Origin of the sequence: Bradyrhizobium sp. F1.4.3 (assembly GCF_040548375.1) — a bacterium.
GTDB lineage: Bacteria > Pseudomonadota > Alphaproteobacteria > Rhizobiales > Xanthobacteraceae > Bradyrhizobium.
Genome location: NZ_JBEPRN010000023.1, coordinates 16,073 through 42,426 on the forward strand (window position 1 = coordinate 16,073; position 26,354 = coordinate 42,426).

Below are 26,354 nucleotides of genomic sequence, written 5' to 3' on the forward strand. Positions count from 1 at the left end.
TCTCACCACAGACAGGGAGCCTCCGATGACCCAACAGGCCGGCAAGACCAGCGCCCCGCTATCGGTGGGCGCCGATGTGAGCGGGATCGAGACGCTGCTCAACCGCAATCTTCCGGACGTCTTCGGCGAAGGCGATCCGGCTCGCCGAAGGCGCGCCATTCAGGAACTCTATACAGAGGACTGCGTGCTGTACGTACCGCCCGGGACGTTCGTCGGTCACGACGCACTGGACAAGTTTGCCGGCGATCTCCGGGCGACGCATCCGCATTTTGTTTATACGCCTCACGGCGCGCCCCAGGTCCTGCACAATTCGGGACGCCTGGCATGGGGGTCGGGACCAGACGGCGAAGCGCCCGCCTACACCGGTGTGGATTTCATCATCGCGCGCGACGGCAAGATCGCTGCTCTCTATGTTTACCTCGATCAGCCGCCCACAGATTGAGGGAGCCGAAGGCGCGCCCATGCGATTTTTGCCAGACGTCGTGCCACAACCGCGCGAGATGATCGATCTCACCGGCATCAACGGGCCTCGCCTGCATCTTCGATACCTCATAAGGCCGACAATTGGCGTGCCGCGGTCCCGTGCAATGGCGCGCAGGCCGCAATCTACCCCCGCGCCTTGCTCCAGTCGGGTCCGACCGACCCGGACACGCCCTCGAAGGCGCCGTCGACCAGTTCGAACACCAGGACACGGCCCGCATCGACCGGGCCCGGCATGGTGACGCGGCCCTTGGGCACCAGCTTGAATCCGACGCGGCTGTAATAGGGCTCGTCGCCGACCAGCAGCACGAGGGCGTGCCCCTTTTCCTTCGCGTCCTTCAGCGCGCGCTCCATCAGGAGCCGGCCAACGCCGCGGCCGCGGAACGGCGGCTCGACTGTGAGCGGCCCGAGCAGCAGCGCTCGTGTCTCGCCGATCAGGATCGGCAATTGCCGCACCGAGCCCACCAGCAATGTGCCGATGCGGGCGGTGAAGGAGAGCTCGAGCAGATGGTCGACATGCTCGCGGATGCGATAGGCGCTGAGCACGAAGCGGCCGGGGCCGAAGGTGCGCTCGTGCAAGCGCTCGATCGCCTGTGCGTCGCCGGCCGCCTCGGGAAGAATGGTGAGTGAGAGATCGTTCATGTTATTACGCGGAGTAGCATTTGCGCATGCGGAGGTCCATGGGAGCGAGGCTCGCCTTCAGTCCCTTTTCAGCGCCGGTTGGGACAGATAGGCGAGCATCTTCATTTCCCGCCGTCCTCGCGTCACGGTGTCCAGCACGAGGCCCGACGACACCGACAACAGCGCCATGATCATCAACCCCATCGACAGGATGGCGGTCGGAAAGCGCGGCACGAGACCTGTTTCGATGAAGGTGATGACAATCGGGATCGCGAGGGTGATCGCGACCAGCGCCAGCAGAATTCCGATCACCGTGAAGAATCGCAACGGCCGCTCCGAGCGATAAAGCTTCAGTATGGTGCCGAGGATGCGAAAACCGTCGCGCCAGGTGTTGAGTTTCGAGAACGAGCCTTCGGGGCGCGCGTAATAGGGCGTCTCGACCTCGGCGACCGGCAGCGACAATTCCAGCGCATAGACCGCGAGCTCGGTCTCGATCTCGAAACCGTCAGAGAGCACGGGGAAGGATTTGACGAAACGGCGCGAAAAAACCCGGTAGCCGGACAGGATGTCCTTGAACTCCTGCCCGAAGGTCGACGACAGGAAGCCCGTCAACATGCGGTTGCCGGTACGGTGGCCGAGCCGGTAGGCGGCTTGCACCTGGTCAACGCGAAGACCGACCACCATGTCGAGATGATCGTCGAGCAGCTTGTCGATCATGCGGGGCGCGCTCGGCGCGTCATAGGTCGCATCGCCATCGACCAGCACATAGACGTCGGCCTCGACGTCGGCGAACATACGGCGGACCACGTGGCCCTTGCCCTGCCGGCGCTCGCTGCGCACGATCGCGCCTGCCTCACGCGCGACGGAGGCAGTGCGATCGCGCGAATTGTTGTCGTAGACGTAGATCTCGGCCGAGGGCAGCGCCTTACGAAAATCGGCAACGACGGCCGCGACCGCCGCTTCCTCGTTGTAGCAGGGCGCCAGCACCGCGATGCGAAGTTGCGTGGATGTCATCGCGGCAGAACTCCCAGGTTGGCCTGCGCGCGCCGGAGCGGCGCGGCCTGCCGCGCTTCCTCCGGCTGGATCAGCAATGCAAACGACACGCTCCACAAGGACAGCATCGCGATCGGCACCACGTAATAGGGAGTGAAGATCGGATGGCTCAGGAAGAAGACGAGGTTGACGAGGAGATTGCCGGCAGCAACGAGCGCGACCTGCCGCACGCTCCCCTCGCCCACCCGCAACAGCCACGCCGTCGGACCGATCGCCAGCACGATCAGCACGAACTGCATGTCACGCAGATAGTGGCCAAGCACGGCAAAATCGAAGCCCGGCGCGACCACGTCGGCGCTGCCGTAGGTCGTCGCAAGCGGGCTGCCGGCGTTGATGGCCTGGGCGATCAGGGTCGGGGCCATGCCGACGAGGACACCGGCGCCGAAGCCAAGCCCCTGCAGGAAGGTCGAAGGCTTGCGCGACCACACGAGGGGAATGCCGAGGAACAGGAAGTAGCCGGCCGCGAGCAGCGCGTTCGGCAATCTGAAATTGACGGACGCACCGAGCAGGAGACCGATCAGCGCAATCAGCAGCGTGCTGCGTTTGTCCCTGGCCAGCCATAGCGCCGTCAGGAAGCCCGCGACGGCGCACAGCGCCATGGTCGGCGCGACCGAATAGCTCGCCTTGGCCGGATTAATCATGAGATAGACGGCGAGCGCGCCGAACAGGCCTGCACCGAGGATCGACGGCAGCGTCCGCGCCATCGCAATGCCGAGCAGTGCAAGGCCGCACACGATCAGGCTCGCGGCAACGTAGAGCGGCACCACCTGGTGGCCCTGCGGGAACAGCGCCAGCAAAAATCCGGTGCCCGGCGGATATTGCATCACGACCTTGCCGCTCGGCATCGGATTGTGGCACGGCCAGCGGACCGGATCCTTCCACTCGGCGAAGTCGATCTCCTTCATCTTGCCTTCGAAATAGCGATCGTCGTCCCTGACCGCGTCCGTGTTCAGTCCATCGGCGCCGAAGCGCTGGAACAGATGCGCCTGTCGGAGATAGCAGATGTCGTCATAGACCCCGCGCGCCTCGCTCCAGCGCGACATCGCGACGATGTTGCTGGCGAGGATCGCAAGACAGATCAGGCCGAAGGCGAGTTTGGCAATCTTCATCCGGTTTCCGTGGGGCGCTTCGGGGCGAGTTACTAGCACAGGCCGTCCTCAGCGCCACGTCGCAATCAACGGTTTGCCGTCCAGCACTTCCGCGATCCGCAGCCGCGTTCCGGGCGTGGTCCCCTCCGGAAGCGCGGTGCAATCGAAGAAGCCACATTCGACGATCTCGCGGTTGGGCACGGGCAGCCGGTCCTGCCGGAAATGCCTGACCACATAGACTGCGACATGATCGCGGCGGGAGACGTGGCTGTTGAGAAAGATCCCGTGCAGCTCTGCCTCGCCGGTCAGATCGATTTCACCCTCCTCCTTGAGCTCGCGGCGCATCGCCTGTTCCATGGTCTCGCCGTAGTCGACGCCGCCGCCGGGCAGATACCAGCCGGTGACGTAGCTGTGCTTGACCAGGAACACCTTGTTGCCGGCATCGAGCACCACGGCACGGACGCCGAGCGTCATGCCGCGGACGAGCAGGAAATAGGCGTGGAAGATTCGCTGCAGCAGCGGCTCGAATTTTCGTCGTACGCGGTCCAGACGATCCCCCATCAGGCTCCCTTGACGCCCCGTTTCAGGCTTCGCTTGCGCGTTGCCTGCGACCTTGCCATTACAGCGGAGCAATAGCGAGGCAATCGCGCGCCATGGCTCCCTTCACGCTCGCCCATCTGTCCGACCCGCATCTGCCGCCGTTGCCGAAGCCGCGGCTGATCGAGTTCGCGGGCAAGCGTGCGCTTGGCTACGTCAACTGGACTCGCAACCGCCACAAGTACCAGCGCCGCGAGGTGCTCGACACACTCGTCGCCGACATCCAGGCGCAGGCGCCCGACCACATCGCGGTGACCGGCGATCTCGTCAATCTGGCGATGGAGGCGGAATTCGCGCCCGCACGCGCCTGGCTCGACGGCGTCGGCCCGCCCGACCGCGTCACCACGATTCCCGGCAATCACGACGCCTATGTCCGCGCCACCTCTCACCGCTTCGGCGAGACCTTTGCGCCCTATCTTGCGGACGACGACGGCAACATCGGCTTTCCCGCCGTGCGCCGGCGCGGGCCGGCTGCGCTGATCAGCCTCTCCAGCGCCGTGCCCACACCGCCTCTGATGGCGACGGGCACGCTCGGGCGCGATCAGCTCGCCGCGCTCGAACGGGTGCTCGACCAGCTCGCGGCCGAGGATGTCTTTCGCGTGCTGCTGGTGCATCATCCCCTGAAGTCCGAGGCGTGGCAGAAGCGGCTGACGGATTCCGCCGCGCTCCAAGCGTTGCTCAAGCGTCACGGCGTCGAGCTGATCCTGCACGGGCACGATCACATCCATTCGACGATGTGGCTCGAAGGCCCCAACGGCAACATTCCCGCGATCGGCGTGCCGTCGGCCTCCGCGCTCGCGCACGGGCGCTATCCGGCCGCAGCGTATAATCTGTTCGCGATTGAGAAGGACAATACCGGCTGGCGCTGCGAGCAGATCGTGCGGAGCCTCGACCATGGATTGCAGATCCGGGAGATCAAGCGCGCGCGGGTGGTTTGAGGCGCGCACGCCAGCGCGAGCACGGACGACGGAGGGCAATCATCAGCTCCGCAGGGCCGCAAGCACGGCGATGCCGAACAAGGCGGCGGCACCAAGGATGAAGCCGAACACGAACGGCCAGACGCGCGAGCGGCGCGGCTGCTCCGTGACCGCAGGCTTTGGCTCGGGCAGGACCACCATCGCGTGCTCGCGCTCGATCATGCGGCGGGCGACGTAGTCGGTCACGGCCTCGACGATCACTGCCGTGTCGTGCGATTCGGCGAGCACGATGCGGCCGAAGCGGGTGTCCTGGACGAAGCGATACAGCCGCTTGTCGCGGCCCATCAGGATGTGGGCGACGGCGTCGATCCAGAGCCGCGGCGTATCGCCCTGGCTGATGCCGCGGTCGAACAGGTCGACCTGCTCGGGCACCTGCGCGAACAGGGGATCGAGCGCGTCGTTGAGGATCTCCAGCCGCGCCACCTCGGCATCCCTGAGGTCGACGACCACGCCGGTACGATCCGCGGCCTCGATCCGCGCCCGCAACAGCGCGTCGCGCAACCGCACCGGGCGCGGCTGGCTGGGATGGGTCCCGCTGATCTCGGGCTCTGACATTGTCGGCCTCGTCCTCACTCACCTCCATTAACCTATCAGCAACCACGGCGTCCGCAAAGGGTCTACAATTCCAGATACTTACGACGCCCACAGGCGGTTCATGTGTGCCAAAAACAGACGGTCCCACCCAGGCAGAGCCTGGATGGGACCATCCGTCCTTGGACGTCTTCTTGATTAGTCAGGCAGCCGTCAGGCCGAGACCCGCGACGGCTCCTCCACGATCGAGAAACGGACGCCGGCCTTGTGGCGGTTCTCTTCCGAGACGCTGCGCCAGGCGTCCTCGGCTTCCGTGCGGGTCTTGAACGGACCCTGCACCTGGGCCGAGCCTTCGACGAGCTTGTGGAAGTTCATCGAACCGAACTCACCGCCGATCACCCAGAAATTGCTGCCTTTGGTCATTGTCAGTCTCCTGTTTGGTAGCGTGATGCGTTAGCCGAACTGGTTCATCGTGTTGTGGGCACCGCCCGCCTTTAGGGCAGCTTCGCCCGCGAAGTATTCCTTGTGGTCGTCGCCGATGTCGGAGCCGGCCATGTTCTGGTGCTTGGCGCAGGCGATGCCCTGACGGATCTCCTGGCGCTGAACATTCTTCACATAGCCCAGCATGCCCTGGTCGCCGAAATACTCCCTGGCGAGATTGTCCGTGGACAGAGCTGCCGTGTGATAGGTCGGCAACGTGATCAGATGATGGAAGATGCCGGCGCGCTTGGCCGAGTCGGCCTGGAAGGTGCGGATGCGCTCGTCGGCTTCAATGGCCAGCGGCGTCTCGTCGTATTCCGGCTTCATCAGGTCGGCGCGGTTGTACTTGCTGACATCTTGGCCTGCTTGCTTCATCGCGTCGTAGACCTGCCAACGGAAGTTGAGCGTCCAGTTGAATGACGGCGAGTTGTTGTAGGCCAGCTTCGCGTTCGGAACGACCTCGCGAATGCGGTCGACCATCTTGGCGATCTGTTCGATGTGCGGCTTCTCGGTCTCGATCCACAACAGGTCAGCACCGTTCTGCAGCGAGGTGATGCTGTCGAGCACGCAGCGGTCTTCACCCGTGCCGGGACGGAACTGGTAGAGGTTGCTGGCAAGCCGCTTCGGACGCATCATCTTGCCGTTGCGGTTGATGATGACATCGCCGTTGCGGGCGTTGTCAGCCGTCACTTCCTCGCAATCGAGGAAGCTGTTGTAGAGGTCGCCGAGGTCGCCGGGCTTGTGGCTCACGGCGATCTGCTGCGTCAGGCCGGCGCCGAGCGAGTCGGTGCGGGTCACGACGATGCCGTCTTCGACGCCGAGCTCGAGGAAGGCGTGGCGGCAGGCGCGAATTTTCGCCAGGAACACCTCATGCGGCACCGTCACCTTGCCGTCCTGATGGCCGCACTGCTTCTCGTCCGAGACCTGGTTCTCGATCTGGAGCGCGCAGGCGCCCGCTTCGATCATCTTCTTGGCGAGCAGATAGGTCGCCTCGGCATTGCCGAAGCCAGCGTCGATGTCGGCGATGACGGGGACGACGTGCGTCTTGAAGTTGTCGATCTGCTCGATCAACTCCTTCTCCCGGGTCTTGTCGCCTTCCTTGCGCGCCTTATCGAGGCTGCGGAAGATATCGTTGAGCTCACGGGAGTCCGCCTGACGCAGGAAGGTGTAGAGCTCCTCGATCAGCGCCGGCACCGAGGTCTTCTCGTGCATCGACTGGTCGGGCAGCGGTCCGAACTCGGAGCGCAGCGCCGCGATCATCCAGCCGGAGAGGTAGAGATAACGGCGATCGGTGGTGCCGAAGTGCTTCTTGACCGAGATCAGCTTCTGCTGGGCGATGAAGCCATGCCAGCAACCGAGCGACTGGGTGTACTTGGTCGGATCGGCGTCGTAGGCCGCCATATCGGCCCGCATCAGCGCCGCGGTGTAGCGGGCGACGTCCAGGCCAGTCTTGAAGCGGTTTTGCAGGCGCATGCGCGCCACGGCTTCGGCGGTCACCCCGTTCCAGGTCGGCTGGGTCTTGAGCAGCGCCTCGGCCGCCTCAATCGCGCTCTGATACGACGCCGGGCCCTGAATGGCCTGATCGTTGATCCCGCGTGGCTGGAAGTTCATGTCCGTGTTCCTTTCGGTGGCGACAGATCTGCAGCGTTTTCTCCGCCGCCCTTATCGACATTCTTGACAGTGCATTGCGAAATGCGTGGCGTGAGCTAAACGCGAGAACACGAAGTGCGTATAGAGGCCTTGTATTCGAATGGTGATGTCATGTAACATAAGAACATGTAATAGATGTAATTTTGTAAAGCTTGTAAAGTTATAGGTCAAAGAGACTGCCCTTCATGCGCCTGGAGATCTGAAAATGGCCGCCGAGTCCGGGAAAAAGCTGTTCGTCGGCCCGCGCTTCCGGCGGATCCGGCAGCAATTGGGGCTGTCGCAGACTCAGATCGCCGAGGGGCTCGGGATCTCGCCGAGCTACATCAACCTGATCGAGCGCAACCAGCGCCCGGTGACCGCGCAGATCCTGCTGCGGCTGGCCGAAACCTACGACCTCGACCTGCGCGACCTCGCCACCGCCGACGAGGACCGCTTCTTTGCCGAGCTGAACGAGATCTTTTCCGATCCGCTGTTCCGCCAGATCGACGTGCCCAAGCAGGAGCTGCGCGACCTCGCCGAGCTTTGCCCCGGCGTCACCCACGCGCTGCAACGGCTCTATGCGGCCTATGCCGAGGCGCGCCAGGGCGAAACGCTGGCCGCCGCGCAAATGGCCGACCGCGACGTCGGCACGCGCTACGAGGCCAATCCGGTCGAACGCGTGCGCGAGCTGATCGAGGCCAACCGCAACTATTTTCCGGAGCTCGAGCAGGCCGCGGAGACTCTTCGCGACGAACTGAACGCGCCGGCCGAGGGGCTGTATGCCGCGCTCGCCGCGCGCCTGCGCGAAAAGCATTCGATCCAGACCCGCATCATGCCTGTCGACGTGATGCGCGAGACGCTGCGGCGTTTCGACCGCCACCGCCGCCAGCTCTTGATCTCGGAGCTGGTCGATCCCGCCGGTCGCGCGTTCCAGCTCGCCTTCCAGCTCGGCTTAGGCGAATGCGCGCAAGCCCTGGAGACCATCATCGGCCGCGCCGGCCCGCTCGACGACGCGCCGCGCCGCCTGTTTCGGATCACGCTCGCCAATTACTTTGCGGCAGCCGTGATGATGCCCTATCCGGCTTTCCTGGCCGCCGCCGAAGCCCTCAACTACGACATCCATTTGCTGGCGCAGCGCTTCAATTCCGGCTTCGAGCAGGTCTGCCATCGCCTCACCACCCTGCAGCGGCCGAACGCGCGCGGCATTCCGTTCTTCCTGTTGCGCGTCGACAATGCCGGCAACGTGTCGAAGCGCTTCTCGTCCGGCACGTTCCCGTTCTCGAAATTTGGCGGCACCTGTCCGCTGTGGAACGTGCACTCGACCTTCGATACGCCGGACCGCCTTTTGAAGCAGGTGATCGAGCTGTCCGACGGCACACGCTATTTCTCGATCGCGCAGATGGTGCGCCGCCCCGTCGCGCCGCACCCGCTGCCGCAGCCGCGCTTTGCGATCGGATTGGGATGCGAGATCCGTCACGCGTCTCGCCTGGTCTATGCCGCCGGCATGGATTTGGAGAAGGCGGAAGGCACGCCGATCGGCGTCAACTGCCGGCTCTGCGAGCGCGAAAACTGCGCTCAGCGCGCCGAGCCACCGATCACACGCACGCTGATCCTGGACGAGACGACGCGGCGGGTGAGTTCGTTCGCGTTCTCGAATGCAAGGGAGCTGTGAGGGGCGTTGGGCGATAGATCAGCGCCACAACTTCACCGTCGTCCTGGCGAAAGCCAGGACCCATAGCCACCGAACTATCGAGCGAACGAAGGTGGCTGCCACGCGTCGCAAAACTCCTCCCTGAGGTAATGGGTCCTGGCTTTCGCCAGGACGACATTGGGCAGAGGGTCGGCGCTTACCTCACGCCAGCGTATGCACGATCACCGGCCCCGCCGCCGCACTTGCGTGGCCGGCGAGCAGCGGGCCGAGATCCTTCTCGATCCAGGCGATCGCGCGCCGGTTCGCCTCCTCCGCCTGCTCGAACTTGTCGAAGATCGAGATCGCGGTCACCGTGTCGTCGCCGGCATAGACCACGTAATAGGCCCTGAAACCGTCGACGTCGCTGATGATCGGAACGGCGCCGTCCTTGATGCGGCGCGCCAGCTCCTCGGCGCTCCCGCTTTTCGCCTTGGCCTGACGGATGGCGGCATACATGGCATCCTCCTTCCGGCTGTCCGGATCGCGGGCCTTGTGCCCGCACCACATGCTACGCCGAAGCGCGGGGCCAATCCATGCTTGGTTAACCCGGGACTAACCCGCCCCTCACGGTCTGCAACCAACCATTAAGCACGCCTCAACATCGGTGCCTTAGTCTCGCCCCACTCACTTTTCGCAAACAACGGCAGCCTATCCTGCCGCGTGAAGTGACATCAGGGGGTTCATCATGCGCATTGCGTTGCTGCTGACCGCGACCATTGTCGGCGCGCTCTTCGCCAATCCATCCTATGCCGGCTCGCTCGAGGCAACGTCCACTGACGCAGCGCAGGCGCTGCCGCCCGGCTTCCAGAGCTACCGCGGCTACATGTTCGACGTCTCGGAGAATTCCGACCGCAAGGATGTCGACAAGATCACCGACAATCTGAAACGCCAGATCGACGTCGTCGAGGCTGCCGGCCTGTCCCCGCGCGTGCTGCGCTTCTTCCATACCATCCCGATCGTCGCAAGCGAGCTGGCCTGCCTCGACGAAGGCGCAGCAACCGCGTGCTACGGCCGGGTTACGCCGGACATCCAGCGTACCGCGCCCCGGACGCTGACGGTGTGGGACCACGACAAGCAGCGCTGGACCAATCCGAATGCCGTCGACCTCGCGGTCGATTCGGGCCTCGGCGTGATCATGGTGCGGCCGGACATGATGCGCTACGAAAAGGAGGCGGTGCTGCTCCACGAGATGTTGCACGCCTATCACGCGCGGCTCTTGCCGGACGGCTACGCCAACAAGGGCGTGATCGGCTATTACGCCTACGCCAAGTCCAAGGACCTGCTGCCCAAGGAAGCCTATGCGCTGAAGAATCACATGGAATTCTTTGCCGTGACCGCCAGCATCTTCCTGGCCGGCAAGAGCGAATTCCACGATCCCAAGTCCCGCGAGGCGCTCAAGGAGAAGATGCCGGACTACTACAAATACCTGGTCGGCGTGTTCGGCTTCGACCCCGACCCGGCGGCTGCTTCAAGCGGACCGGTTGCCTCGCTGAAGTGAGGCAGACATAGCGCCTCCGCGCCAAACCAATGCCAAGAACCTCACCAAAGGCCGCGCTCACCAGCGCGGCCTTTTTGTTTTGTAAACCGGAAGCTGCGGATGACGCGCGGCCGGCAATTGCCAAGCCGGGGCCTGATCTGCATAGTCCCGCCGCATCGATTGGGACTGTTTCGAAGAGGATAGAAGACATGGCGGACGCCGACCTGGATGTCGTGATCCGGCAACTGGCCAGACAGCTGAATACGGGCCTGATGACCCGCGCCAAGGAGCGGCGGGATCGCTTCAACGGCCTTGCGGCCAAGGCCAAGGGCAAGGACACGGGCGCCCGCTTCAAGATGATGGCCAAGGCCACCATGGAGCAGGCCACCGCCGCCGCCAGGCGCCTTCAGATGTCCGCCGACAACGTCGCCGACAGCTACGCGCGATCGATGCGAATCGCAGCAAGTACGCCTGTCGCGGTGAAGGCGGAGAAAAAGCCGGCGAAGGAGAGGCCGGTAAAGAAGGTTGCGAAGGCGAAGAAGAAAGCCAAGTAGTCATCGCTGGCGCGCTTCACCTCGCCCCGCTTGCGGGGAGAGGCACAGGCCGCCTTTGGCGGCCGTCCTCTAAAGAACGCCGAAGCAGAGCTTCGGCTATGTTGCATCGCAGATGCAATCCGGATGAGGGGGGGTCTCCGCGAGTCCATCTCTCACTGTCATTGAGGATAGAGGCCCCTCACCCCAACCCTCTCAGCGCGAGCGAAGCTCGTCGCGGCCCGTAAGAACGGGAAGAGGGAGAAAACTCCTCTCACCGCGTCGGCACGGAGACGCGGGTGGGCTCGTCGCTCGAGAGCTCGGCGAGTTTTGCGCGCGCAGTGTCGCGCGTTCGGCCGTCCTTGCCGGGAGGCAGCGCCAGTGCGGCTTCGAAATCGGCGCGGGCATCGTCGGCCTGGCCGCGGGCGAGGAACGCCAGGCCGCGGTCGAGGCGGACCTGCGCATCCGACGGATCGAGGCGGACGGCGGTGCTGTAGCTCAGGATCGCGCGATCGAGATCGCCCTTGGCGGCGAGCGCAAAGCCGCGCTCACGATAGGGCGCGGCGCGCCTGGGATCGAGCGCGATCGCCTCGTCGTAGTCGGCGATTGCAAGCTCCACCTGGCCGTTCTGCTGATATGCCAGCGCGCGGTCGCGATAGAGCGAAGCGCGGTTGGGATTGAGGTGGATCGCTTCGATGAAATCGGCGAGCGCGCGCCGGTGGTCGCCGTGACGCAGCGCGATGCGCCCACGTCCCTCATAGGCAAAGGCGATCAAGGAACCGCGGAACGGCGAGAAGCCGATCACGGCCGAGCAGATGTCGGGCTCGTCCTCGTCGCCGCAATTCACGACCGTGTGCGTGGACAGGCCGACGAGCACGCCCAGGACGATCAACAATGGTATGGCTGCTCTGGTCATCTTCGACGCAGGCTGGCGAAAGGCCGGCCACGCATCCCCTTTCGAAGAAATAGTCTCTAGAGGGTACTAACACCGGCCGGGACGGCCCTGTGTGCGCCAGCTCACAAAGCGAGGCGCGATTTCCGGCGGGTTCCGTATCAGCCCCACGGACCACGTGAAGGACCACCTGAAGGGCCGTGCGAGGACGAGCGGCCCCACGGTCCCTGCGGCGGATAGTTTTCGTTGGCGCCGACCGACGGCGCGGCATGCGCGCCGAGCTCGGCCGCCAACTGCTGGAGCGCCGCGATGCGGTTCTGCGTCGCGGGATGGGTGGCGAAGAGATTGTCGACGCCGTGGCCCGACAGCGGATTGATGATGAACATGTGCGCGGTTGCGGGATTTCGCTCGGCCTCGACATTCGGCACCTGATGCGCCGCATTCTCGATCTTGACCAGCGCCGATGCGAGCCACATCGGCTGGCCGGCGATGCGCGCGCCGAGATTGTCGGCAGCATATTCGCGGGTGCGGCTGATCGCCATCTGCACCAGCATGGCGCCCAGCGGCGCCAGGATCATCATCAGGATCGAGCCGACGATGCCGGGACCGTTGTTGTCGCGGTTGCCGCCGAAGAACATGCCGAACTGCGCCAGCATCGAGATGGCACCCGCAATGGTCGCGGTGATCGTCATCAACAGCGTGTCATGATGCTTGATGTGCGCAAGCTCATGCGCAATCACGCCGGCAAGCTCCTCACGGCTGAGCTGGCGCATCAGGCCGGAGGTGACGGCGACCGCAGCGTTCTCCGGATTGCGGCCGGTCGCGAACGCGTTGGGCTGCGGCTCGTCCATCAGGAACACCCGCGGCATCGGCAGGCCGGCGCGGCCCGCAAGCTCGGCGACGAGGCCGACCAGCTCCGGCGCGCTGGCACGGTCGACCTCATGGGCGCCGTACATCGAGAGCACCATGCGGTCGGAGTTCCAGTAGGTGAAGAGATTGGTTGCGGCGGCAATGACGAGCGCGATCATCGCGCCGGCGGCACCACCGATCAGATAGCCCACCCCCATGAACAAGGCGGTGAGGCCTGCGAGCAGCATTGCGGTACGAAGATAGTTCATGGCCGTCTCCCGGGCCGGCCGCGGCCGCTGGAGGCGGCGCAGGCCGACACGCATGAGGTAGGGACGATCCCGGCCCGCCCGCAAGGTTTCAGGGTGCGGCTGGGAGCCGCGGCACTGGCTTGAGCCCGATCATTCCATTAAACTTCGTCAAGAATCCAAGCGTCTCCTCCCCACCGGAAACCTCATGCTCCAGACCCGATTTGCGATCGCGGCCGCCGCTCTGCTCGCACTCGCCTCAACCGCCTCCGCCCAGTTCGCACCGCCGCCCGCAAGGCCTGCCGCCCCCAAGGCTACCGCGCCGTCGCTGCGCGCGGCGTCGTGCCACAATGGGGCGAGCTTCGATCGCTTCCTCGCCGACGTAAAACAGCAGGCGGTTGCCGCCGGCGTATCGCAGCACACGATCGCGGAAGCCTCGCCCTACCTCGTCTACGACCAGGGCATCGTCAACCGCGACCGTGGCCAGCGCGTGTTCGGCCAGCTCTTCACCGAATTCGCCGGTCGCATGGCCGCGCCCTATCGCATGCAGAACGGCCAGCAGCACATCAAGCAACATGCGGCCGCATTCGCGCGTGCCGAAAAGGAATACGGCGTGCCGCCGGCGGTGATCGCCGCGTTCTGGGGACTGGAGAGCGACTTCGGCGCCAATATGGGCAATCTGCCGACGCTGAAATCGCTGGTGTCGCTGGCCTATGACTGCCGGCGCTCGGAGATGTTCGTGAACGAGACCATCGCCGCGCTGAAGATCATCGACCGCGGCGATCTCACGCCGGACGAGATGATCGGCTCCTGGGCCGGCGAGCTCGGGCAGACACAATTCCTGCCCGTGCATTACGTCAACTACGCCGTCGATTATGACGGCGACGGCCGGCGCGACCTGCTCCGCAGCGAGCCCGACGTGATCGGCTCGACTGCGAACTACATCGCCAACGGATTGAAGTGGCGGCGCGGCGAGCCGTGGCTGGAGGAGATCAAGGTCCCGCAAAACCTGCCGTGGGACCAGACCGATCTCACCGTGCAGCAGCCGCGCTCGAAATGGGCGCAATTAGGGGTGACCTATCCCGACGGCCGGCCGCTGCCGAACGACAATCTCGCGGCCTCCGTGCTGCTGCCGATGGGACGGACCGGGCCGGCCTTCATGGCCTATGCGAATTTCGCCGCCTACACCGAATGGAATAATTCGCTGATCTATTCGACCACGGCAGGCTATCTCGCCTCGCGCATCGCGGGTGCTGCGCCGATGCGCAGGCCGGCCGGGCAAGTGGCGCAACTGCCGTTCAACGAGTTGAAGGAATTGCAGCAGCTGCTGGTGCGTGCCGGCTTCAATGTCGGCAAGATCGACGGCGTGCTCGGCCAGCAGAGCCGCGCCGCCGTGAAGACGATGCAGATCAAATACGGCCTGCCGGCGGATTCCTGGCCGACCGCGGAGCTGCTCGCGCGCATGCGCGGCGGCACGGCGCAGGCGCAGCCGGCGAGCGCGGTCCGCTAAGCCCACTCTGTCATGCCCCGCGAAGGCGGGCGATGACGGTGAGTATGTGGCGCGGTAGAATTTTCGCACTGCACAGTGCTGCTCCCGCGATTGTATTTTTCCATGACGCTCCCATGTGAGTGGCTCAGGTTTTCTCCTGAGATTTCCCTCATTCGAGCGAGCATCACATGTCCTTCCACGACGCCGTCGTCCCCGCCTATTTGCAAATGCTGAACAGCCTCATCGGCCTCCTCACCAAGGCCGAAGCACATTGCGCGGCCAAAAAGATCGACCCGGCCGTCCTGCTGGGCTCCCGCCTGTTCCCGGACATGCTGCCGCTGTCGAAGCAGATCCAGCTCGCCAGCGATTTCGCCTCCAAGGGCTGTGCGCGGCTGACTCATAGCGAGGTGCCTTCGACGCCCGACACGGAAAAGACGTTTGAGGAGCTCAAGCAGCGGCTCGCCAAGACGATCGACTACGTCAAATCGTTCAAGCCGGAGCAGTTCGAAGGCGCCGACACCAAGGATGTGACCTTCCCGGCGGGCCCGGACCGGTCCATGACGCTCAAGGGCCAGCAGTTCTTCAGTGGAGTCTCGCTGCCGAACTTCTATTTCCACGCCACGACCGCCCATGGCATTCTGCGTCATAACGGCGTCGAGATCGGCAAGCGCGATTTCCTCGGCGCGAACTGAGTTCGCGGGGGCTGCGGCAGCGGAAAATCCGCTGCCGAGCCCGGATTGCGCATGAATTATGCTACGCGGGTCCCGCCGCGTAGCTCGCCTGCACTTTCCGTATGGCTCGTCCCTTGCGCTGATTGTCGCAATGCACAAGTGTTCCAGACCTCTCACCGCCTGGAAACACCCCCAATGAGCCGTCCGACCAAATTGTTTGAGACCTACAAGCTCGGTCCGATCACGCTGGCCAACCGCCTGGTGATGGCGCCGCTGACGCGCAACCGTGCCGTGCCCGGCACCTTCGTCCCGAGCCCGCTCGCGGCCGATTATTACGGCCAACGCGCCTCCGCGGGCCTCCTCATCACCGAAGCGAGCCAGGTCTCGCAGCAGGGCCAGGGCTACCAGGACACCCCCGGCATCTACAGCAAGGACCAGGTCGCCGGCTGGCGCAAAGTCACCGACAAGGTCCATGAGCGCGGTGGCAAGATCTTCATCCAGCTCTGGCATGTCGGCCGTATCTCGCATATCGACCTCCAGGCCAATGGTGTTGCACCGGTCGCGCCGAGCGCGATCCGCGCCAAGGGCAAGACCTTCGTGAACGGCACCTTCGCCGACGTCTCCGAGCCCCGCGCGCTCGAACTTTCCGAAATTCCGGGGATCATCGACGACTTCAAGCGCGCCACGAAGAATGCGCTGGAGGCTGGCTTCGACGGCGTCGAGATCCACGGCGCCAACGGCTATTTGCTCGACCAGTTCGCCAAGGACGGCGCCAACAAGCGCACCGATGCTTATGGCGGCGGGATCGAGAACCGTGCGCGGCTGATGCTCGAGGTCTCCAAGGCCGTCGTGGCTGAGGCCGGCGCTGCCCGCACCGGCATCCGCATCTCGCCGGTGACGCCGGCCAACGACATCGTGGACAGCAATCCGCAAGCCTTGTTCGACCATATCGTCGACGGCCTCAGCGCGCTGAAGCTGGTTTATCTGCACGTGGTCGAAGGCGCCACCGGTGGCCCGCGCGACTTCGCGCCGTTCGACTATGCGAGCCTGCGCAAGCGCTTTGCCGGCGCCTACATCGCCAACAACGGCTACGACTTCGATCTCGCCACCAAGGTGCTGGACTCAGGCGCGGCCGACCTGATCGCGTTCGGCAAACCGTTCATCTCCAACCCCGACCTCGTCGAGCGGCTGAAGGCCGGCGCGGCGCTGAACGATTGGGACAAGAACACGTTCTATGGCGGCAGCGCGAAGGGGTACACAGATTATCCGACGCTGCAGGCAGCGGAGTAGTTTCCTCTCCCTCTCCCCGCTTGTGCGGGGAGAGGGAGCTAAGCTCGACGTCGACAGCCAGACTTGATCGACAGGCCGAGAACAGGCGCCCCGTATTGCTGCGCCGTCGCATCCTTGCTCTAATGCGACTATGGATGACATCGCCGAGAAACTCGTTCGCCGCGCCACAGCAGCGTTCAACTCAGGCCGGCCGGATGAAGCACAAAAACTCTGCGAGCAGGGTCTCGCGCGGGATCCCGGCGACCCAATGCTGCACCATCTGCTGGCCGCGGTGTTGTTCTCCAGGAGCGAGATCGCATCGGCCCATGCGCATATCGAAGCAAGTCTGGCCAAACGCCCCGGCAACGCCGCAGCCCGGCTGCTTGCCGCCCGCATTGCACGTAGCGAAGGGAACTTCGACGTCGCGCTCGCGCACATCGATTCCGCGATCGCCACCAGCCCGCAACGCGAAATCTTCGTCGAGAAGGCGAGAACGCTCGATCAGGCTGGCCTGAGGGCTCAAGCGCGCGAGTCCTGGCGAGCGATCCTAAAGGTCATCCCCGGCCACCAGGAAGCCGCGGCACGGCTCGGCCGGCTTGCGTGGGAGGATGGCGATCCCGCCACCGCCGCAGGCCTGCTCGAGCAGGCGACCGCGACAGATGCACCAGCTTCCGTGTGGTTTGATCTTGGCCTCGCGCGACAGGACCTGCGTGACTACAGCGGCGCAGCAAGCGCATACCGCAAGGCGTTCGACATCAAGCCTGACCATGCCGAAGCTGCGCTCAACCTCGGCATTGCCCTGCAGGAGGGCGGCGACCTCGACGACGCCATGCACGCCTTTGCCCAAGCCTATCGCCTGCGCCCACAACTGTTCGGCTCGATCGCGATGGCGCTGACTTCGGCCTCACATGGCCGCCTATGGCTTGACGAGGACGGATTGCGCCGTGCCTTAGGAAGTTAGGCGTCCACGTTTCGCCCGAAAATGCTTGCGGTAGACATTGGGCGCAGCCAGCACATCGGCAACGACCCTCGCGTAAGCTTGCTGGTGGGCCTCATCGAAGGCCTCGAACACGAGCTCGGGCGCTTCACGCGGTACGGCAAAACACTGCGCCACCGGCGTGCCCTTTTCAAGAACGCCGGAAAAATCAGGCTGCATCCATACGGCCGGAAAGTTGATACCGCCGTCGTGAAATCGGTCGGCGTCGACCAGCCCCGAAACGAGGCGGAATGGCAGATCATCGCGGTTGACGGGATGCGTTGCGAACAGCGACCAGCCGGGCTCGAGCTCGATGGTCCAGAAACTGTTGAACTTGATCGCGGACCGTCCGTTCGCGAAAGGCGCAGCAGCGAATTGCGCTGCGGGGTGAAAACTCAGAGGCGCGCGCGGATGTCCCGACGTCGCCGGCTCGGGAATGTCCCAATCCCAAGTGAATCGTCCAGACTCAATCCTGATGTCACATGGCAGCGGAATCATGACCCCATAGGCCATCGCATCGACAAAGGGCGGACATTGCTTGACCGTGCGTATGTCCCGGCCGTGGATCTCCGAGTGCGCCTTCGCGGGCATCGCGCGCAGCCAGTCGGGCAAGGCTGTGCGCGCAGGATAGGGCCGGGCCAGATGACCGGCCAACCTGGGATCGCAACGGAACGTCATGCGCATGGCGAAGTCTCGCTTCCGGATCTCGGCTCGCCAATTCAGATCAAGGCCGTCGATAAGGCAATAGGCCAATGAGACAAAAGGGGCCGGGATCGCTCCCGGCCTCCTGCTCCTGGATGGCCGGGACGAACCCGGCCATCGTGATGTTTGCGAATTACTTCGCTTCAGCGCGCTTCGGCGGCGAGGCCGGCCACGACTTGATCAGCGTGTCGTAGTCGATGGTCTCGCCCTTCGGCTTTTCGTTCGCGAGCTTGCGCTGCGGAGCGATGTTGCCGTCCTTGGCCGACTTTGCGAACCAGTACTCAGCCGTTTCCTTCTTGTTGAGCTTCGGTCCGCAGGCACCCTGCACGCCGGACTTCTCCAGGCGCTCCATCACCGAATCCTGGGCAGCAGCAAGCGAGTCCATCGCCGCCTGCGGCGTCTTCGCACCGGACGACGCATCGCCGATGTTCTGCCACCACAACTGCGCAAGCTTCGGATAGTCAGGCACGTTGTTGCCGGTCGGGGTCCACTGCACGCGCGCGGGCGAGCGGTAGAACTCGATCAGGCCGCCGAGCTTAGGCGCACGCTCGGTGAACGACTTGTCCCAGATGTCGGACTCACGGATGAAGGTAAGACCGACATGGCTCTTCTTCGCGCTCACCGTCTTGGAGACGATGAACTGGAGATAGAGCCAGGCCGCCTTGCGGCGATCGACCGGGGTCGACTTCAGAAGCGTCGCCGAACCCACGTCCTGATAACCGAGCTTCATGCCTTCCTTCCAGTAGGAGCCGTGCGGCGACGGAGCCATGCGCCATTTCGGCGTACCGTCCGCATTCATCACCGGCAGACCGGGCTTCACCATGTCGGCGGTGAAAGCGGTATACCAGAAGATCTGCTGGGCGATATTGCCTTGCGACGGCACCGGACCGGATTCGGAGAAGGTCATGCCTTGCGCCTGCGGCGGGGCATACTTCTTCATCCAGTCGAGGTACTTGACGATCGAATAGACCGCCGCCGGGCCGTTGACGTCGCCGCCACGTTCCACTGACGAGCCGACCGGACGGCAGCCTTCCATGCGGATGCCCCATTCGTCGACCGGCAGGCCGTTCGGGAGACCCTTGTCGCCGTTGCCGGCCATCGACAACCACGCGTCGGTGAAACGCCAGCCGAGCGAGGGGTCCTTCTTGCCGTAATCCATGTGCCCGTAAACACGGACGCCGCTGATTTCCTTGATGTCGTTGGTGAAGAACTCGGCGATGTCTTCATAGGCCGACCAGTTCACGGGAACGCCGAGATCGTAGCCATACTTGGCCTTGAACTTGGCTTTGTAGTCCGGGTTGGTGAACCAGTCGTAGCGGAACCAATAGAGGTTCGCGAACTGCTGGTCCGGCAACTGATAGAGATGACCATTCGGCGCCGTCGTGAACGACTTGCCGATGAAGTCGTTGATGTCGAGCATCGGGTCGGTGACGTCCTTGGCGTCCTTGGCCATCCAGTCCGTCAGATCGACGGCCTGGCCGTAGCGGAAGTGTGTTCCGATGAAGTCGGAATCGTTGATCCAGCCGTCATAGACGTTTTTGCCGGACTGCATCTGGGTCTGGATCTTTTCGACGACGTCGCCTTCCTGGATGATGTCGTGCTTGACCTTGATGCCGGTGATTTCCTCGAACGCCTTGGCGAGCGTACGGGACTCATACTCGTGCGTCGTCAGCGTCTCGGAGACGACGTTGATCTCCATACCCTTGAAGGGTTGAGCGGCCTTGATGAACCACTGCATCTCCTTCATCTGGTCGTCTTTCGACAGGGTCGACGGCTGGAATTCGCTGTCGATCCACTTCTTGGCAGCAGCTTCGTCCGCGCGCGCCGGCGCGGCGATGGTCATCGACGCCGCGATCAGCGCGACCGCGCTGGTCATCGTCAGAAGACCGTCCTTGGTCGTTCTCAAGTGTCGCATATAGTTTCCTCCGGTTGCAGCGACAAACTAAATCCAGGCCCGGGTAGACCCCGGATCTGCTCTTCTTCGACTGTTTCAGACGGTGCGAAAGATCACCCCGGCTGAGACAAGCGAAATCACGGTTGCGAGCCACAGGCTCGTAATCTCTAAACCTTCCTCCCCGATCGGCAGCGTCGCGATCGGGTCAGTGCCGACAAGACCGATCCACACGAGGTGAATGACGGCGGCAACTATCAGCGAGATGAACAGGCGGTCGCCGCGCGTGGTCGGAATCCGCAGGATTCCGACACGCTCGGCTTCGGGATACACAGCGGCCAGCCAGGTCATCACGGCAAGCGTGCAGGCGAGTGCCACAAAGAAGATCGCGGTCGGCAGCGTCCAGGCCATCCATGCGATGGATTCCATTGTCGCCTCCCCTCACACCCGGCCGAGCGCGAAGCCGCGCGCGATGTAGTTGCGGACGAACCAGATCACGAGCGCGCCCGGAATGATGGTGAGCACGCCGGCTGCCGCCAAAAGCCCCCAATCCATGCCGGCCGCCGACACCGTGCGCGTCATCACGGCCGCGATCGGCTTGGCATTGACTGAGGTCAGCGTGCGCGCCAGCAGCAGCTCGACCCAGGAGAACATGAAGCAGAAGAACGCCGCGACGCCGATGCCGCTCGCGATCAACGGCACCAGGATCCTGATGAAGAAGCGCGGGAAGGAATAGCCGTCGAGGAAGGCGGTCTCGTCGATCTCGCGCGGCACGCCGGAGACGAAGCCCTCGAGGATCCACACCGCCAGCGGCACGTTGAAGATGCAATGCGCCAGCGCCACCGCCCAGGGCGTATCGAACAGGCCGATCGCCGAATAGAGGTTGAAGAACGGCAGCGCATAGACCGCGGCCGGCGCCATCCGGTTCGACAGCAGCCAGAAGAACAGATGCTTGTCGCCGAGGAAGCGATAACGCGAAAACGCGTAGGCTGCCGGCAACGCCACGGAGATCGAGATAATGGTATTGATAACCACGTATTCCAGCGAATTGATGTAGCCGGAATACCAGCTCTCGTCGGTAAAGATGCGCTTGTAGTGCTGGAGCGTTGGGGTGTGCGGCCACAGCGTCATCGTCGAGACGATCTCGGCGTTGGTCTTGAAGCTCATGTTGACGAGCCAGTAGATCGGCAACAGCAGGAAGATCAGGAACAGCCCCATGATGAGGCGGCGGCCGGGGATCGAATGCATCAGGCCACTCCTTCCTTTGGCTTGAGTGCAGTCACAGGCTTGAGCCCGGCCAAAGGCTTAGGCTCCGCCGCCGGCTCGCTCTCCGCTTGGACTTTGCGCTCGACGCCGGCATTGGTCATGACGGTGTAGAAGATCCAGCAGACGATCAGGATGATCAGGTTATAGACGAGCGAGAGCGCGGCAGCCTTGCCGAGGTCGAACTGGCCGAGCGCGATCTTGACGAGCTCGATCGACACGAAGGTCGTAGAGTTGCCCGGCCCGCCGCCCGTGACCACGAACGGCTCGGTGTAGATCATGAAACTATCCATGAAGCGCAGCAGCACCGCGATCAGCAGCACGCGGTTCATCTTCGGCAGCTGGATCGCCTTGAACACCGCCCAGCGCGAGGCGCCGTCGATCTGCGCTGCCTGATAATAGGCCTCGGGGATCGACTTCAGGCCGGCATAGCACAAGAGCGCTACGAGGCTGGTCCAGTGCCAGACGTCCATGACGATGACAGTGACCCAGGCGTCGATGTCATTTGAGACGTAATTATAGTCGAGGCCGATGTGGTTAAGGACATAGCCGAGCAGGCCGATGTCAGGCCGGCCAAAGATCTGCCAGATCGTACCGACCACGTTCCACGGAATCAGCAGCGGCAGCGCGAGGGTCACAAGACAGGCGGCCACCGTCCAGCCCTGGCGCGGCATCGACAGCGCCACGACGATGCCGAGCGGCACCTCGATCGCGAGGATCACCATCGAGAAGAACAGGTTGCGTCCGAGCGAGGCGAGGAAGCGGCCGCCGAGATCGGTCGAGGGATCGAGCAATTCCTTGAACCAGCCGACGCCGTTCCAGAAGAACTGGTTGTTGCCGAAGGTGTCCTGCATCGAATAGTTCACCACCGTCATCAGCGGCAGCACCGCCGAGAAGGCGACGACCAGGAACACCGGCAGCACCAGGAACCAGGCTTTTTGGTTGATGGTCTTGTCCATCAGGCGGCCCCCTCCACCAGAATGCTGTCGGCATAGACGTGCACGTGCGACGGATCGAATTTCAGCCCGGCGGTGCCGTCCGAGCTGGTGAAGCCGGCGCGCGCACGCGCCGCGAGCTTGGCATCGCCGACGTGGACGCGCGCGAAACGGATGCGGCCGAGATCGTCGATCCGGTCGATTTTTGTAGTGAGCAGGCCGGGCGCAGGCGCAACGACATCGACGAACTCCGGACGCACGCCGATCTCGATCTTGGCGCCGGCCGGGAGGTTGTCATAGCTGCGATTGAGTGCGATGACATGGCCATCGATCCGCGCTTCGCGGCCGCTCACCTCGGCCGGCAGGATGTTCATGCCGGGCGAGCCGATGAAATAGCCGACAAAGGTGTGCGCCGGCTTGTCGAACAGTTCGGCCGGCGTGCCACTCTGCACCACGCGGCCGTCATGCATGACGACGACGGTATCGGCAAAGGTCAGCGCCTCGGTCTGGTCGTGGGTGACGTAGATCATCGTCAGGTCAAGTTCGCGATGCAGCGCCTTCAGCTTGGAGCGCAGCTGCCATTTCAGTTCGGGATCGATCACGGTCAGCGGCTCGTCGAACAGCACGGCGGCGACGTCGGAGCGCACCAGGCCGCGGCCGAGCGAGATCTTCTGCTTGGCGTCGGCCGTCAGCCGCGTCGCCTTGCGGTTCAGATAAGGTTCGAGGTCGAGCAGGCGGCCGATGTCGGCGACGCGCTTGTCGATCTCGGCCTTCGGCACGCCGCGGTTCTTCAGAGGGAACGCCAGATTCTGCCCCACCGTCATGGTGTCGTAGATCACCGGAAACTGGAACACCTGGGCGATGTTGCGCTTCTGGGTTGACAGCGGTGTGATGTCCTGGCCGTCGAACAGGATTCTCCCCCGCGACGGCGTGATGATGCCGGAGATCACGTTGAGCAGCGTGGTCTTGCCGCAGCCGGACGGCCCGAGCAACGCATAGGCGCCGCCCTGCCGCCAGGTCATGGTGACCGGCTTCAGCGCAAAGCTCTCCTGCGGCGCATCATCGCCACCGTAGGAATGGGCGAGATCGACGAGGTCAATGCGGGCCATGGCGCATCCCCCTCACGTATTTTTCTTTGACGCGTTTTCTTCACGCGAACCGCTAAGCGCTTCGCTTGAAAACGCTATGGGACCCGGCGCAGCGACCAGGCGGTCGGCCGCGTCGAACACGAAGACATCGTTGGGGTCGAGCACGGCATCGATGGTCTGGCCGGGCTCGAACTCGTGCACGCCGTGCAGCACCGCAACCCAGTTCGATCCGTCGCGGGTCAAATGCACGAAACTCTCCGAACCGGTGATCTCGGTCACCGTTACCGTGGCATGGAAGGCATGGCGGTCAGCCTCGCCATTGGCGAGCGCAAGCTGGTGGGCGCGAAAGCCGACGCGATAGGCGCCGTCGGCGAGAGAGGAATAGAGACCGGACGCCGGCGCGGCGATGCCTCCCGCATATTGCACGGAGCCGTTCTTCTTCTCGATGCCAACGAGGTTGAGCGGCGGATCGGAAAACACCTGCGCGACGCGCAGGGTCTGCGGCCGGCGATAGACGTTGGCGGTCCCGCCGATCTGGAGCGCCTTGCCCTCCCACATGCAGACCGTATTGCCGCCGAGCAGCAGCGCTTCGGTCGGCTCGGTCGTGGCATAGACGAAGATTGCGCCGGACGCTTCGAAGATGCGCGGCAATTCGGCGCGTAGCTCCTCGCGCAGCTTGTAGTCGAGATTGGCGAGCGGCTCGTCGAGCAGCACGAGGTCGGCGCCCTTCACCAGCGCGCGCGCCATCGCGGTGCGCTGCTGCTGGCCGCCGGAAAGCTGCAGCGGCGTGCGCTTCAGGAACGGCTCGAGCCGGAGCAGCCGAGCGGCTTCCGCCACGCGCGTCTCGATCTCCTCCCGCGGCTTGCCCTGCACGCGCAAGGGCGAGGCAATGTTCTCATAGACCGTGAGCGAGGGGTAATTGATGAACTGCTGATAGACCATTGCGACCGAACGCTGGCGCACGTCGACACCGGTGACGTCCTTGCCGTTAACCAGCAGCTTGCCCGTGGTCGGCTTGTCGAGGCCGGCGAGCAGCCGCATGATCGAGGTTTTGCCCGACAGCGTCGGCCCCAGCAGCACGTTGAGCGTGCCGCTCTCGAGCGTCAGCGAGACGTCGCGGATGTGCGGGACCCCATCGACGGTCCGGGTCACGTGGTCGAGTGTCACGCTCATGAGCGTCCTCCTGCTTCCAGCAGCGGACTTTGCGGCACAGCGTGGGTCCTGATCCAGTCGTCCAAGGCGGCGATTTCGTCGGCAGATAGTCGCAGACCGAGCTTGGAGCGGCGCCAGACGATGTCCTCGGCGGTCACCGCCCATTCATTGGCCATGAGGTAGCGAACCTCCCGTTCGGTCAGTGTCGCACCAAAAGCCTGGCCGAGATCGGCGGCCGATTTTGCATCGCCGAGCAGCTTGATGACGCGGGTGCCATAGGCACGCGCGAGGCGCCGCGCATGCTCATGGCTGAGGAAGGGATAGCCGCGCTGGAGCTCGCCGATCAGGCCGTCGACCGCCGAGACGTCCATGTCGCCGCCGGGCAACGGCCATTTGCCGGTCCAGCCTTCGCGCGCTTTCGCGCTGCGAAGATAGGGCGCGAGCCGTTCCAGTGCCTCCTCGGCGAGGCGGCGGTAGGTCGTGATCTTGCCGCCATAGATCGACAGCAGCGGCGTGCCGCCGGGCGTGTCGAGCTCGAACACATAGTCGCGGGTCGCGGCCTTGGCTTCGCTGGCGCCGTCGTCGTAGAGCGGACGCACGCCGGAATAGGTCCAGACCACGTCCTCTTGTGTCACCGGCTTGGCCAGATATTCGCTGGCTGCAGCGCAGAGATATTGGATTTCCTCAGCCGTAGCCTTCACCTTGGCAGGATCGCCGTCATAGTCGCGGTCGGTGGTGCCGATCAGCGTAAAGTCGTCCTGATAGGGGATGACGAAAATGATGCGGCCGTCGGCGTTCTGGAACATGTAGGCGCGGTCGTGGTCGTAGAGCTTTTTGACCACGATGTGCGAGCCCTGCACCAGGCGCACTTTTGCTTTGGCGTTCACGCCGGCGCCGCGGCCGAGCACCTCCTCGACCCAGGGGCCACCGGCATTGACCAGCGCACGGGCCTGGATCGACGAGCGCGCGCCGGTCAGCGTATTGACCATGCCCACGGTCCAGATGCCGTCGGCCTGACGGATCTCGGTGGCGCGGGTGCGGGTGCGGATCTCGGCGCCCTTGTCGGCGGCGTCACGCGCGTTGAGCACAACCAGGCGGGCGTCATCGACGAAGCAGTCGGAATATTCGAATGCGCGGGTGTAGCGATTCGGGATCAGCGGACGGCCGACCTCGTCGCGCGTGAGATCGACCGAGCGGGTTGCCGGCAACAGATGGCGGCCGCCGATGTGGTCATAAAGGAAGAGGCCAAGGCGCAGGAGCCAGGCGGGGCGTAAGCCCGCGTGATGCGGCAAAACGAAACGCAGGGGACGGATGATGTGGGGCGCGATGCCCCAGAGGATCTCGCGCTCGATCAGCGCCTCGCGGACCAAGCGAAACTCGTAATATTCGAGGTAGCGCAGGCCGCCATGGACCAGCTTGGTCGACCAGGACGACGTCCCGCTCGCCAGATCGTTCATTTCGCACAGGAAAACCGTGTTGCCGCGGCCCGCCGCGTCGCGCGCGATGCCGCAGCCGTTAACACCGCCTCCAATGATGGCGAGGTCGAAAATACGCTCCAACAGACGCATCCCCCGGCGACCGCTCGTTCCGTCGAGCGGCTACTTTCGTTTTTGATTAGATCACACCAAAAAACGAAAGCAAGATGAAAGAGAAGCCGAAGGAAGCGAAAGCGGAACTTTTTCGGTGGGCAATCGGCCCGAGAACTGAGCAATTCAGCCGGCGAGTGGTGGAGCAAAACTGCTCTTGAATAATCACCCAATAAATATATAGTCATAATAG

General features: G+C 63.9%; 27 protein-coding genes. 9 read left to right on the forward strand and 18 right to left on the reverse strand.

Annotated elements, in window-relative coordinates:
• The first annotated feature begins 25 nt into the window (after positions 1–25).
• Positions 26–442 (forward strand): nuclear transport factor 2 family protein, encoded by a 417-nt coding sequence (locus ABIB73_RS34240; protein ID WP_354231499.1) that lies wholly within the window; start codon positions 26–28, stop codon positions 440–442.
• A gap of 164 nt (positions 443–606) precedes the next feature.
• On the opposite strand, the gene ABIB73_RS34245 is transcribed toward ABIB73_RS34240, so the two are convergent.
• From ABIB73_RS34245 to ABIB73_RS34260, 4 genes are read right to left on the reverse strand one after another with little or no spacing between them, the layout of a single operon-like run.
• The gene (locus ABIB73_RS34245; protein ID WP_354231501.1) at positions 607–1,122 is read right to left on the reverse strand and encodes a GNAT family N-acetyltransferase; all 516 of its coding nucleotides are present in this window, start codon (positions 1,120–1,122) and stop codon (positions 607–609) included.
• A 57-nt stretch (positions 1,123–1,179) separates the two neighbouring features.
• Positions 1,180–2,115 (reverse strand): glycosyltransferase family 2 protein, encoded by a 936-nt coding sequence (locus ABIB73_RS34250; RefSeq protein WP_354231503.1) that lies wholly within the window; start codon positions 2,113–2,115, stop codon positions 1,180–1,182.
• Positions 2,112–3,263 carry a hypothetical protein gene (locus ABIB73_RS34255; RefSeq protein WP_354231505.1) on the reverse strand — a complete coding sequence of 384 codons (1,152 nt, stop codon included), beginning with the start codon at positions 3,261–3,263 and terminating at the stop codon, positions 2,112–2,114. The genes ABIB73_RS34250 and ABIB73_RS34255 overlap by 4 nt, the downstream gene beginning before the upstream one ends.
• A gap of 48 nt (positions 3,264–3,311) precedes the next feature.
• Positions 3,312–3,803: an NUDIX domain-containing protein gene (locus ABIB73_RS34260; RefSeq protein ID WP_354231506.1), complete on the reverse strand. Its 492-nt coding sequence runs from the start codon at positions 3,801–3,803 to the stop codon at positions 3,312–3,314.
• Positions 3,804–3,895: 92 nt separating this feature from the next.
• On the opposite strand from ABIB73_RS34260, the gene ABIB73_RS34265 reads away from it, so the two are divergent.
• A complete protein-coding gene (locus ABIB73_RS34265; RefSeq protein ID WP_354231508.1) occupies positions 3,896–4,777 on the forward strand; it encodes a metallophosphoesterase family protein in 882 nt (293 codons plus the stop codon).
• A gap of 42 nt (positions 4,778–4,819) precedes the next feature.
• Here ABIB73_RS34265 and ABIB73_RS34270 read toward each other — a convergent pair whose 3' ends face one another.
• From ABIB73_RS34270 to ABIB73_RS34280, 3 genes are all read right to left on the reverse strand, one after another.
• Entirely contained in the window at positions 4,820–5,371 is a 552-nt protein-coding gene (locus ABIB73_RS34270) for a hypothetical protein (RefSeq protein ID WP_354231510.1), read from the reverse strand.
• Positions 5,372–5,560: 189 nt separating this feature from the next.
• A complete protein-coding gene (locus ABIB73_RS34275; protein WP_354231512.1) occupies positions 5,561–5,770 on the reverse strand; it encodes a DUF4170 domain-containing protein in 210 nt (69 codons plus the stop codon).
• Between the two features lie 30 nt (positions 5,771–5,800).
• On the reverse strand, positions 5,801–7,438 hold the full coding sequence (locus ABIB73_RS34280) for an isocitrate lyase (protein WP_354231513.1): 1,638 nt from the start codon (positions 7,436–7,438) through the stop codon (positions 5,801–5,803).
• Positions 7,439–7,682: 244 nt separating this feature from the next.
• Between ABIB73_RS34280 and ABIB73_RS34285 the strand changes: the two genes are divergently transcribed.
• A complete protein-coding gene (locus tag ABIB73_RS34285; protein WP_354231515.1) occupies positions 7,683–9,128 on the forward strand; it encodes a helix-turn-helix domain-containing protein in 1,446 nt (481 codons plus the stop codon).
• A 180-nt stretch (positions 9,129–9,308) separates the two neighbouring features.
• On the opposite strand, the gene ABIB73_RS34290 is transcribed toward ABIB73_RS34285, so the two are convergent.
• Entirely contained in the window at positions 9,309–9,602 is a 294-nt protein-coding gene (locus tag ABIB73_RS34290) for an antibiotic biosynthesis monooxygenase (protein WP_014497428.1), read from the reverse strand.
• Positions 9,603–9,831: 229 nt separating this feature from the next.
• On the opposite strand from ABIB73_RS34290, the gene ABIB73_RS34295 reads away from it, so the two are divergent.
• On the forward strand, positions 9,832–10,644 hold the full coding sequence (locus tag ABIB73_RS34295) for a M90 metallopeptidase family protein (protein WP_354231517.1): 813 nt from the start codon (positions 9,832–9,834) through the stop codon (positions 10,642–10,644).
• A 188-nt stretch (positions 10,645–10,832) separates the two neighbouring features.
• On the forward strand, positions 10,833–11,177 hold the full coding sequence (locus ABIB73_RS34300) for a hypothetical protein (protein ID WP_354231519.1): 345 nt from the start codon (positions 10,833–10,835) through the stop codon (positions 11,175–11,177).
• Between the two features lie 250 nt (positions 11,178–11,427).
• Here the strand turns inward: ABIB73_RS34300 and ABIB73_RS34305 are convergent, their stop codons facing one another.
• Together ABIB73_RS34305 and htpX are read right to left on the reverse strand one after the other, a co-directional pair.
• Positions 11,428–12,069, reverse strand: coding sequence for a tetratricopeptide repeat protein (locus ABIB73_RS34305; protein WP_354231521.1), 642 nt, complete (start codon positions 12,067–12,069; stop codon positions 11,428–11,430).
• Positions 12,070–12,206: 137 nt separating this feature from the next.
• Entirely contained in the window at positions 12,207–13,163 is a 957-nt protein-coding gene (gene htpX / locus ABIB73_RS34310) for a zinc metalloprotease HtpX (protein ID WP_354231523.1), read from the reverse strand.
• 184 nt (positions 13,164–13,347) lie between these two features.
• Here htpX and ABIB73_RS34315 point away from each other — a divergent pair, with 184 nt between their 5' ends.
• From ABIB73_RS34315 to ABIB73_RS34330, 4 genes are all read left to right on the forward strand, one after another.
• Positions 13,348–14,649: a lytic murein transglycosylase gene (locus ABIB73_RS34315; protein ID WP_354231526.1), complete on the forward strand. Its 1,302-nt coding sequence runs from the start codon at positions 13,348–13,350 to the stop codon at positions 14,647–14,649.
• A 167-nt stretch (positions 14,650–14,816) separates the two neighbouring features.
• Positions 14,817–15,320: a DUF1993 domain-containing protein gene (locus ABIB73_RS34320; protein ID WP_354231527.1), complete on the forward strand. Its 504-nt coding sequence runs from the start codon at positions 14,817–14,819 to the stop codon at positions 15,318–15,320.
• 174 nt (positions 15,321–15,494) lie between these two features.
• Positions 15,495–16,589, forward strand: a complete 1,095-nt coding sequence (locus ABIB73_RS34325; RefSeq protein WP_354231529.1) for an alkene reductase — start codon at positions 15,495–15,497, stop codon at positions 16,587–16,589.
• Between the two features lie 130 nt (positions 16,590–16,719).
• Entirely contained in the window at positions 16,720–17,529 is an 810-nt protein-coding gene (locus ABIB73_RS34330) for a tetratricopeptide repeat protein (protein ID WP_354231531.1), read from the forward strand.
• On the opposite strand, the gene ABIB73_RS34335 is transcribed toward ABIB73_RS34330, so the two are convergent.
• From ABIB73_RS34335 to glpD, 8 genes are all read right to left on the reverse strand, one after another.
• Complete coding sequence (locus ABIB73_RS34335; RefSeq protein ID WP_354231533.1) at positions 17,518–18,228, reverse strand: hypothetical protein; 711 nt, start codon at positions 18,226–18,228, stop codon at positions 17,518–17,520. The two genes, ABIB73_RS34330 and ABIB73_RS34335, sit on opposite strands and share 12 nt — an antisense overlap.
• Positions 18,229–18,379: 151 nt before the next feature.
• Entirely contained in the window at positions 18,380–20,161 is a 1,782-nt protein-coding gene (locus ABIB73_RS34340) for an ABC transporter substrate-binding protein (protein WP_354231535.1), read from the reverse strand.
• Positions 20,162–20,236: 75 nt separating this feature from the next.
• The gene (locus ABIB73_RS34345) at positions 20,237–20,566 is read right to left on the reverse strand and encodes a DUF2160 domain-containing protein (protein WP_354231536.1); all 330 of its coding nucleotides are present in this window, start codon (positions 20,564–20,566) and stop codon (positions 20,237–20,239) included.
• Positions 20,567–20,578: 12 nt separating this feature from the next.
• A complete protein-coding gene (locus tag ABIB73_RS34350; RefSeq protein WP_354231537.1) occupies positions 20,579–21,385 on the reverse strand; it encodes a carbohydrate ABC transporter permease in 807 nt (268 codons plus the stop codon).
• Complete coding sequence (locus ABIB73_RS34355; RefSeq protein WP_354231539.1) at positions 21,385–22,359, reverse strand: carbohydrate ABC transporter permease; 975 nt, start codon at positions 22,357–22,359, stop codon at positions 21,385–21,387. The genes ABIB73_RS34350 and ABIB73_RS34355 overlap by 1 nt, the downstream gene beginning before the upstream one ends.
• On the reverse strand, positions 22,359–23,444 hold the full coding sequence (locus ABIB73_RS34360; RefSeq protein WP_354231541.1) for an ABC transporter ATP-binding protein: 1,086 nt from the start codon (positions 23,442–23,444) through the stop codon (positions 22,359–22,361). The genes ABIB73_RS34355 and ABIB73_RS34360 overlap by 1 nt, the downstream gene beginning before the upstream one ends.
• 12 nt (positions 23,445–23,456) lie before the next feature.
• The gene (locus ABIB73_RS34365; RefSeq protein ID WP_354231542.1) at positions 23,457–24,596 is read right to left on the reverse strand and encodes an ABC transporter ATP-binding protein; all 1,140 of its coding nucleotides are present in this window, start codon (positions 24,594–24,596) and stop codon (positions 23,457–23,459) included.
• A complete protein-coding gene (glpD, locus tag ABIB73_RS34370; RefSeq protein WP_354231544.1) occupies positions 24,593–26,143 on the reverse strand; it encodes a glycerol-3-phosphate dehydrogenase in 1,551 nt (516 codons plus the stop codon). The genes ABIB73_RS34365 and glpD overlap by 4 nt, the downstream gene beginning before the upstream one ends.
• Between the last annotated feature and the right edge of the window lie 211 nt (positions 26,144–26,354).